The sequence below is a fragment of the Carboxylicivirga caseinilyticus genome, assembly GCF_050589785.1.
GTDB classification, from domain to species: domain Bacteria; phylum Bacteroidota; class Bacteroidia; order Bacteroidales; family Marinilabiliaceae; genus Carboxylicivirga; species Carboxylicivirga caseinilyticus.
Genome location: NZ_JBNGOX010000058.1, coordinates 18,345 through 28,308, shown reverse-complemented (window position 1 = coordinate 28,308; position 9,964 = coordinate 18,345). Strand labels below are relative to the sequence as shown.

The window sequence follows — 9,964 nt, the reverse complement described above, 5'->3', positions numbered from 1 at the left end:
CTTTTAGGGGAGGTTTGGTGGGGTATAATGAAAGTAAAGTTACAATTTGAAAGATTCCTTATTTGCAGAATCACTTTTTGGACACCCTCTTTTTTTATTTTTAATAATTATAAATAGCATGCAGTTGTTGAAATTGTAATGTTGACTTTGCAATTAATTCATAAATGATTCTACATTTGTAAGGTTAATAAATGACTATGCAATCATTTTTTGAAACACATAAGTACTTACTAAAGCATCTGGGAACACCGGTTAAGAGAGAGTTGATGAACCGGATTGATTGGGATCACAGATTAATTGGAATCAAAGGTGCAAGAGGAGTGGGAAAAACCACATTTCTTTTAGATTTGGCAAAAAGTAGGTTTGGGTTTGATAAAAGTTGTTTGTATGTTAATTTAAACAATCTATACTTTACAGAGAGGTCTATTATTTCGTTTGCTGACGAATTTCGTAAAAAAGGTGGACAGACACTCATTCTTGATCAGGTTTATAAATATCCTGAGTGGTCGAATGAGCTAAAATATTGTTACGATAATTTTACTGATTTACAGATTGTCTTCAGTGGATCAGCTGTAATGCGTCTGCTTAACGAAAAATCAGATTTAAAAGGTTGTGTGAAAGTATATAACCTTGAAGGTTTTTCATTTCGGGAATATCTGAATATGGAGGCAGGAACAGATTTTCAACCTGTACCATTCAATGATATTATTCGCAATCATGTTGAAATTTGTGAAGAAATTACAGCTAAGGTCCGACCTCTGGCATATTTCTCAAATTATCTTGAACACGGATATTATCCTTTTTTTCTTGAGAAGAGAAATTACCTTGAAAATGTTGTCAAGAATATCAATCTGATTTTGGAAATTGATATTAGTTATCTTGAACAAATTGAATTGAAGTATTTGCCCAAATTACGTAAATTGCTCTATTCAATTGCCAAAGTTGCGCCTTTTCAGCCAAATGTGAGCCGATTAAGTCAAGAGATTGAGACTTCAAGAGCAACTGTGATGAATTATTTAAATTACCTGAAGAATGGTCGATTGATAAATCTGCTTTTCGAAGATAGTGAAGCAGCCAAAAAACCGGCCATGGTTTATATGCATAATTCAAACCTCCTTTCATCAGTTATGCATGGCGAGGTTGATCAATCAAAATTAAACCGGACTTTCTTTTTAAATCAGGTAGGTATAGAGAATAAAATTGATTTAAGTGTCAATGGCGATTTTCGGGTGGATAAGCAATTCGATTTTACCATTATTGAAGAAGGAAATGCGAAGAAGAAAAGCTATGATGGCTGGTATGCTCATGATATGCTTGAAGTGGGATCAGAGAAAGAGATTCCATTGTGGTTGTTCGGATTTTTGTATTAATGTTAATTCTTTGAATTATATATAGAAATAACCAATTTAATAGGAGTATATAAAATGGCTAAAGAAAAAAAGTTTATTACCTGTGATGGTAACCATGCGGCTGCACATATTGCATATATGTTCAGTGAAGTGGCTGCTATTTACCCAATCACACCTTCTTCCAATATGGCAGAAAATGTAGACGAATGGGCTGCAGCCGGAAGAAAGAACATTTTTGGAGAAACAGTTAAAGTAGAAGAAATGCAATCTGAAGCGGGAGCGGCTGGTGCTGTTCATGGTTCATTGCAGGCTGGTGCTCTAACTTCAACTTTTACAGCTTCACAAGGTTTGCTGTTAATGATACCTAACATGTATAAAATCGCCGGTGAATTATTGCCAGGTGTATTTCATGTTAGTGCACGTAGTTTGGCTGCTCAGGCTTTGTCAATTTTTGGTGATCATTCAGATGTGATGTCAACCCGTCAGTCTGGTTTTGCTATGTTGGCAACGGGCAGTGTGCAGGAAGTAATGGATTTAGCAGGTGTTGCTCACTTAGCAGCAATTAAAACACGTATTCCATTCATGCACTTTTTTGATGGATTCCGTACTTCTCACGAAATTCAAAAAGTTGAATTGATGCAACAAGCTGATTTAGAAGGTTTGGTTGATCAAAAAGCTTTACAGGCATTTCGTGACAATGCTTTGAGTCCTGAACACCCTGTTACCAGAGGTACAGCTCAAAACCCTGATGTTTATTTCCAGGCTCGTGAAGCTCAAAATTCATTCTACGATGCATTACCTGATGTGGTGGCTGAGTACATGGATGAAATCAGCAAAATAACAGGTCGTAAGTATCGTCCGTTTGATTACTATGGAGCAGAGGATGCTGAAAATATTATTGTTGCAATGGGTTCAATTACTGATACTATTAAAGAAGTGATTGATGATCAGGTTGCAAAAGGAGAGAAAATTGGTTTGATAGCAGTTCATCTTTATCGTCCTTTCTCTGCTAAATATTTCTTCGAAGCATTCCCAAAATCTGTTAAGAAGATTGCTGTATTGGATCGTACCAAAGAACCAGGAGCCAATGGTGATCCATTGTATCTTGATATTCGCGATCTTTTCTATGGTAAAGAAAATGCTCCTGTAGTTGTTGGAGGTCGTTACGGATTGTCATCAAAAGACACAACTCCTGCAATGATGTTGAGTGTTTATGAAAACCTTAAAAAAGACGAACCTAAAAATAACTTCACTGTAGGTATTGTTGATGATGTAACCTTTACTTCATTGCCTTTATTACCTGAATTCAGCTTAGCTACAGAAGGTACATTCGAAGGTAAATTCTACGGTTTAGGATCAGATGGTACTGTAGGTGCCAACAAAAACTCAATTAAAATTATTGGTGATAACACTGATAAATATGCACAGGCTTACTTTGCATATGACTCTAAAAAATCGGGTGGTATCACAATTTCTCACTTACGTTTTGGTGATACTCCAATTCGTTCACCTTATTTGGTGAATACTCCGGACTTTGTAGCTTGTCACGTACCTGCATATTTAACTATGTATGATATGTTGAAAGGCCTTAAGAAAGGTGGAACATTCTTGTTGAACTGTTCATGGGGTGCAGATGAGTTAGAAACTCGTTTACCAAATCACGTAAAGCGTTTCTTGGCTGAAAACGAAATTAAATTCTATACTATCGATGCTACTAAGATTGCTGTTGAAATTGGTTTGGGTAACCGTACCAATACTATCATGCAGTCTGCTTTCTTTAAAATTGCCAATGTAATTCCTTACGATCAGGCAGTTGAAGAAATGAAAAAAGCTATCGTTAAAACATTTGGTAAAAAAGGAGAAGGAATTGTAAATATGAACTTCCAGGCTGTTGAACAGGGTGGCCAGGTAGCTGAAATTAAAGTTCCTGCTGATTGGGCGAAATTGAAAGATTCATTCGTAGCTCCAAATAATCCAAATGCTCCACAGTTTATCCAGGATTTCGTATTTCCTGTAAATGCTCAGAAAGGTGATGATTTACCAGTGAGTATCTTCAAAGGACGCGAAGACGGTACTTTACCTCCGGGAACAACAGCCTTTGAAAAACGAGGTATTGCTACTGAGGTGCCAGAATGGCAAATGGATAATTGTATTCAGTGTAACCAGTGTTCTTATGTTTGTCCTCATGCTGCAATTCGTCCTTTCTTATTAGATGAGGCAGAATTAGCAGGTGCTCCGGCAGGAACAGAAGGTAAGAAAGCTAATGGTAAAGGATTTGAAGGTCTTCAGTATCGCATTCAGGTAAGTGCATTAGACTGTACTGGTTGTGGTAACTGTGCTGATGTTTGTCCTTCTAAGAATAAGGCTCTTGTGATGAAATCACTGGATAGTCAGATTGAAGAAGCTGATCGTTGGTCATATATGGTTGATAAAGTGTCAATCAAAGACGATATCATGGCTAAAGACATGAATGTTAAAGCTTCTCAGTTTGCTCAACCATTATTTGAGTTCTCAGGTGCTTGTGCTGGTTGTGGTGAAACTCCATATATTAAATTGATTACACAGTTGTTTGGTGATCGTATGATGGTTGCTAACGCTACTGGATGTTCTTCAATTTATGGAGGTTCTGCTCCTGCAACTCCATATTGTACAAATAAAGAAGGTAAAGGTCCGGCTTGGGCTAACTCTTTATTCGAAGATAACGCAGAATACGGTTTGGGTATGGCAACTGGTGTTAATAAGTTGCGTGAGCGTATTGAGCGTAAGATGAAAGAGTCAATGGCTGAAGTATCTGCTGAAACAAAAGCTGCTTTCGAAAAATGGTTAGAGACCAAGAATGATGGTAATGCCAACGGATCTGCTTCTAAAGAGGTGCTTGCAGCTCTTGCGAAAGAAAAACATGCTGTTGCAAAAGAAATCATTGCCTTGAAAGATTATCTTGCTAAGAAATCAGTTTGGATCTTTGGTGGTGACGGTTGGGCATATGACATCGGTTATGGAGGTCTTGACCATGTGATTGCTTCTGGTGAAGATGTTAATATTCTGGTTATGGATACTGAGGTTTACTCAAATACAGGAGGTCAGTCATCCAAATCTACACCAGTTGGTGCTGTTGCTAAATTTGCTGCTTCAGGTAAGCGTATTCGTAAGAAAGATCTTGGTTTGATGGCAACTACTTATGGTTATGTTTATGTAGCTCAGGTTGCTATTGGTTCTAACCAGGCTCAGTACTTTAAAGCTTTGAAAGAAGCTGAAGCATACCCTGGTCCATCTTTGATTATTGCTTACGCTCCTTGTATTGCTCATGGTATCCGTACCGGTATGGGTAAAACACAGGAAGAAGGTAAGAAAGCTGTTGAATGTGGTTACTGGCACTTGTATCGTTACAATCCAATGAACGAGGAAGAAGGTAAGAATCCATTTGTACTTGATTCTAAGCCTCCACAATGGGAGAAATTCCAGGAATTCCTTGGTAACGAAGTGCGTTATACAGCTCTTATGAAAGGCTTCCCGGAAGCTGCTAAAGAACTGTTCAGTGCTGCTGAAGCAAATGCTAAATGGCGTTATAGCTCATACAAGCGTTTGTCAGAGCTTAACTATGATGTGGTAGAATAATATTTACCAATATACAATGAAAGCCGTTCCTCACAGGAGCGGCTTTTTTTTATGGATTAACTTGAAGAAAAGGAAGTTTTTACTTAAATTATTTAGATGTAATTGTAATTGGTTCAGAACCATTTAGTCAGCTGTTTGTTAAAATTTCAGAGTTCAATAAAACCCTTTAATACCACCTTTGTTATGGATTTAAAAACCACCTACATGGGGATTGAGTTGAAAAACCCCATTATTATCGGAGCCAGTAATCTGGTTTTAGACCTTGAAATGGCTAAAAAGTTAGAGGATGCTGGTGCAGCTGCGATTGTCTATAAATCGCTTTTCGAAGAGCAACTTCACCTGGAAGCGGCCGAGTTGGAAGATGAGCTTCATGAATATGATGAACGCAATGCGGAAATGATCTCGCTTTTTCCGCAAGTTGAGCACTCTGGTCCAAGAGCACATTTAATGGCGCTTAAAAAGCTAAAAGAAACAGTTTCAATACCTGTAATTGCAAGTCTTAATTGTGTGTATGATGTGAGTTGGGTTGAATATGCCAAAAACATTGAGCAAACCGGAGTAGATGGAATCGAATTGAATTTTTATTCAACCATATCAGATGTAGATAAATCGGCGGGGCAGATTGAAGATGAAAAAATTGAAATATTGAAAAAAGTAAAGGCTGCAGTTAATATACCTGTTAGTGTGAAATTGAGTCCATTCTATACCAATTTGATGAATCTGGTTTATCGGATGGATAGTAATGGAGCAGATGCCTTTGTGTTGTTTAATCGTTTATTTCAACCTGATATTGATATTGAGAACGAAGATCTTAAGATGCCATACAATCTAAGTCATAAAGGGGATAATCGGTTGGCGTTGCGTTTTGCAGGTTTATTGTCATGCAATATTGATGGTAGTATTTGTAGCAATACCGGTATTATTGATGGTGAAGATTTAATAACTATGATTTTGGCAGGAGCTGATACTGTTCAGGTAGTAAGTACAATATATAAAAACGGAGTGGTTCAGGTTACCCGTATGCTCGAAGATTTAACAACCTGGATGAAAAAGAAAGAATACGAGAAAATATCCGATTTTAAAGGTAAATTGTGTAAAAAGAATGTTCAGGATCCGCATGCTTATAAGCGTGCTCAGTATGTAGATTTTTTAATGAAATCGAAAGAGTATACAAAGAAGTATCCGGTAAATTAATTCGAACATCATTTTTCAAAAAAATAAAAAAGTGTTGATTTTGCGATCAACACTTTTTTTATGCTTGTATTACAATGGTTTTGTGATTTGAATAATTTGGATATATAAAAAAATATTAAAATTAATTGAAAGATTTATCGAAGGTGATTGCTCTGCCCTCCTATAATTTTATTATTATTATGGAAGATTTCTTGAGGGAACTGCAATGTTGTATGTGTTTGTGGTTGACAATGAGATGTTAGAGTAAATTTTGTATTCCTCTTTCCTAAGTCCGAAGTGAGCAACGGCATTCATAAAAATTAGGAAAAATTGTAAAGATTTAACAAATCAGCAATTAGTTATCATCAAGTAACATTTAGTCTACATTTTAAATAACTAAATAAATCTAAGTATGAGCAACAAACGAGTTTACACCTTCGGTAATGGTAAAGCCGAAGGAAGATCTGATATGAAAAATCTCCTGGGTGGAAAAGGTGCCAACCTTGCCGAAATGAATCTGATAGGAGTTCCTGTTCCTGCAGGTTTTACCATTACTACTGATACATGTACAGAATATAACGAAATGGGTCGCGATAAAATCGTTGGCTTGTTGCGCAGTGAAGTAAAAGAAGCAATGAAAAAAGTCGAAGAAACCATGAATATGGGATTCGGCTCAAAAGATAATCCTCTTTTAGTATCTGTTCGCTCCGGAGCACGAGTTTCAATGCCTGGTATGATGGATACGGTTCTTAACCTTGGTATGAATGATGAATCAGTTTTGGCAGTAGCTAAAAAATCAGGTAATGAGCGTTTTGCCTGGGATTCTTACCGTCGTTTTGTTCAAATGTATGGCGATGTTGTTTTGGGTATGAAACCTGAATCAAAAGAAGATATTGATCCATTTGAAGAGATAATGGATGAGGTTAAAGAAGCTAAGGGGGTAGAAAATGATACTGATTTAGGTGTAGAAGATTTAAAAGAACTGGTTGCTAAATTTAAAGCGGCTGTTAAAAAAGTGACAGGACTTGATTTTCCAGTTGATCCATGGGAACAGCTTTGGGGTGCTGTTGCTGCTGTATTTGACAGCTGGATGAACCCAAGAGCTATCTATTATCGCCAGATCAATCAGATACCTGCAGAATGGGGTACCGCTGTAAATGTTCAGGCAATGGTATTTGGTAACATGGGAGAGAATTCTGGTACAGGTGTTGCTTTTACACGTGATGCTGCAACTGGTGAAAATATCTTTAATGGTGAATATCTGATTGATGCACAGGGTGAGGATGTTGTTGCCGGTGTTCGTACACCTCAGCAAATTACTAAAGAAGGTTCTCTTCGTTGGGCTAAGTTGGCTAAAGTATCTGAAGAAGAAAGAGCATCAAAATATCCTTCGTTGGAAGAAGCTATGCCTGCTGCTTATGCAGAACTTTTTGAAGTGCAGGAAAAACTCGAAGCTTATTTTAAAGATATGCAGGATTTGGAGTTCACCATTCAGGATGGCAAGCTTTGGATGTTGCAAACACGTAATGGAAAGCGTACTGCTGCAGCTATGGTTAAAATTGCCATGGACATGCTTCGTGAAGGAATGATCGACGAAAAAACAGCAGTTCTTCGTCAGGAACCTAATAAATTAGATGAATTGTTGCACCCTGTGTTTGATATGGATGCGATGGTAAAAGCAACAGTATTGGCAACAGGACTTCCTGCTTCGCCAGGTGCTGCCACTGGTCAGTTGGTTTTCCATGCTGATGAGGCCGCGAAATTCCCGGTTACTATCCTTGCCCGTATCGAAACTTCTCCCGAAGATTTGGAAGGAATGGATATTGCACAAGGTATCTTAACTGCCCGTGGTGGTATGACTTCTCATGCAGCTGTTGTTGCCCGTGGAATGGGTAAGTGTTGTGTGTCAGGTGCCGGTGAATGTAAAATTGATGCTAAGGCTCGTACATTAACTGCTTCAGGTAAAACATTTAAAGAAGGAGACTGGATTTCTTTGAATGGATCAACTGGTGATATTTATGAAGGAAAGATTGCAACCAAAGATCCTGAGTTAAGCGGCGATTTTGCTGAAATAATGGAATTGGCAGATAAATTCAGAAAGATTGATGTTCGTACAAATGCTGAAACAGAGAGAGATGCAAAAGTAGCACGAGAATTTGGTGCTCAGGGTATTGGTCTTTGTCGTACAGAACACATGTTTTTCGAAGGTGAGCGTTTGATTCGTATGCGTGAAATGATTCTTGCAGATGATGAAACAGGACGTCGTAAAGCATTGGATAAGTTATTGCCTATTCAACGTCAGGACTTTAAAGATGTATTGAATACTATGATAGGATTCCCTGTGACTATTCGTCTGCTGGATCCACCATTACATGAATTTGTGCCTCACGAAGAAGAAAATCAAGAATCAATGGCAAAAGAAATGGGCGTTTCTGTTGATGTGATTAAAAAGAAAGTGGAAGACCTACACGAATTTAACCCAATGTTGGGTCATCGTGGATGTCGTTTAGGTAATACTTACCCTGAAATCACTGAAATGCAGGCGCGTGCTATTTTAGAGGCAGCACTCGAGTTGAAAGCTGAAGGAAAACCTACTTTCCCTGAAATTATGATTCCTTTGGTTGGTACAGTGAAGGAATTGAAAATGCAGGAAAAGATTGTTCGTGAAGTAGCCGATAAGGTGTTTAAAGAAAAAGGTACGAAGGTTGACTACATGGTGGGTACCATGATTGAGATACCTCGAGCTGCTCTGACTGCTGATGAAATCGCAGAAGTTGCTCAATTCTTCTCATTTGGTACCAATGACCTTACGCAGATGACCTTTGGATACTCCCGTGATGACGCTGGTAAATTCTTACCTGTATATCTAAAACAAGGTATCTTGAAGAATGATCCTTTCCAGGTGCTGGATCAGGAAGGTGTTGGACAACTGGTTCACACTGGAATTGAAAGAGGTCGTAAAACCAATCCTATTCTTAAGGTAGGAATCTGTGGTGAGCATGGAGGAGAACCATCTTCGGTTGAATTCTGTGTGAAAGCAGGTATGAACTATGTAAGTTGTTCGCCTTTCCGTGTGCCTATTGCCCGATTGGCTGCAGCTCAGGCTAGTCTTCGCTAATAAGATAAAATGCTAAAATAAAGAAAGGTCGCTCGTCTCGGGCGACCTTTTGTTTTGTTTAAGTTCCTTAGTTTATTTAAAAGGATTAATTGTGTCTACTACTATTTAAATGTTAATTCATTAACTTCTGACTTCTGCCTAAAAACTAACTAACTTATATTATTGATGACTTAGGATTATGCTTTTCAAACTGCTTTTATCAACGACACCCGATTGTTTCCAGACACTTGTTCCATTCTTAAATATTGCCAATGTGGGAACTCCACGAATTTGAAAGCGCTGTGCTATTTCCGGGTTTTTGTCAACATCAATTTTTATGATTTTCACTTTTCCTTCCATTTCACGCGATAGTTCCACCAGGATTGGTGCTTGTACTTTACAGGGACCGCACCATTCGGCAAAGAAATCAACTAAAACGGGCGTTGGAGATTGTATAATGGTATTAAAATTGCCTTTCATATATATTCTTGATTCATTAATTATGAAGCATAATCATAGGTTGAATTTACAAATTCATTAATGGTCTCAGAATGATCGTCGCCAAAGTTCTCCTTCACCCAATTAATTAGTTGTGTTTGTTCTTCTGTATTCAGCCATTGTATTGATTTTGCCAGCTCCTTCTTAAATAATATTGGGTTTCCGCTAACGCTGGTTAAAACTTTCATCTGGTGTTCTAACATGGTTTATGTTTTAAGGTTTTATAGTTAGT

The 9,964-nt window shown here is 37.8% G+C and carries 6 protein-coding genes; 4 read left to right on the top strand and 2 right to left on the bottom strand.

The genetic code is table 11. From position 1 onward, the window contains the following. Positions 1 to 197: 197 nt before the first annotated feature. From ACRD62_RS20865 to ppdK, 4 genes are all read left to right on the top strand, one after another. Positions 198 to 1,370, top strand: a complete 1,173-nt coding sequence (locus tag ACRD62_RS20865; protein WP_430822042.1) for an ATP-binding protein — start codon at positions 198 to 200, stop codon at positions 1,368 to 1,370. A 54-nt stretch (positions 1,371 to 1,424) separates the two neighbouring features. Next, positions 1,425 to 4,964: a pyruvate:ferredoxin (flavodoxin) oxidoreductase gene (nifJ, locus tag ACRD62_RS20860; protein WP_430822041.1), complete on the top strand. Its 3,540-nt coding sequence runs from the start codon at positions 1,425 to 1,427 to the stop codon at positions 4,962 to 4,964. A gap of 183 nt (positions 4,965 to 5,147) precedes the next feature. Continuing rightward, entirely contained in the window at positions 5,148 to 6,158 is a 1,011-nt protein-coding gene (locus ACRD62_RS20855; RefSeq protein ID WP_430822040.1) for a dihydroorotate dehydrogenase-like protein, read from the top strand. A 391-nt stretch (positions 6,159 to 6,549) separates the two neighbouring features. Beyond that, a complete protein-coding gene (ppdK, locus tag ACRD62_RS20850) occupies positions 6,550 to 9,255 on the top strand; it encodes a pyruvate, phosphate dikinase (RefSeq protein ID WP_430822039.1) in 2,706 nt (901 codons plus the stop codon). Between the two features lie 159 nt (positions 9,256 to 9,414). On the opposite strand, the gene trxA is transcribed toward ppdK, so the two are convergent. Beyond that, positions 9,415 to 9,714: a thioredoxin gene (trxA, locus tag ACRD62_RS20845; RefSeq protein WP_430822038.1), complete on the bottom strand. Its 300-nt coding sequence runs from the start codon at positions 9,712 to 9,714 to the stop codon at positions 9,415 to 9,417. Positions 9,715 to 9,734: 20 nt separating this feature from the next. Continuing rightward, positions 9,735 to 9,935 carry a hypothetical protein gene (locus ACRD62_RS20840; protein WP_430822037.1) on the bottom strand — a complete coding sequence of 67 codons (201 nt, stop codon included), beginning with the start codon at positions 9,933 to 9,935 and terminating at the stop codon, positions 9,735 to 9,737. Positions 9,936 to 9,964: the final 29 nt, after the last annotated feature.

Coding starts and splice junctions, on each gene's coding strand:
- trxA (WP_430822038.1), bottom strand. CDS start 9,714: ATGAAAGGCAATTTTAATACCATTATACAATCTCCAACGCCCGTTTTA.
- ACRD62_RS20855 (WP_430822040.1), top strand. CDS start 5,148: ATGGATTTAAAAACCACCTACATGGGGATTGAGTTGAAAAACCCCATT.
- nifJ (WP_430822041.1), top strand. CDS start 1,425: ATGGCTAAAGAAAAAAAGTTTATTACCTGTGATGGTAACCATGCGGCT.
- ACRD62_RS20840 (WP_430822037.1), bottom strand. CDS start 9,935: ATGTTAGAACACCAGATGAAAGTTTTAACCAGCGTTAGCGGAAACCCA.
- ACRD62_RS20865 (WP_430822042.1), top strand. CDS start 198: ATGCAATCATTTTTTGAAACACATAAGTACTTACTAAAGCATCTGGGA.
- ppdK (WP_430822039.1), top strand. CDS start 6,550: ATGAGCAACAAACGAGTTTACACCTTCGGTAATGGTAAAGCCGAAGGA.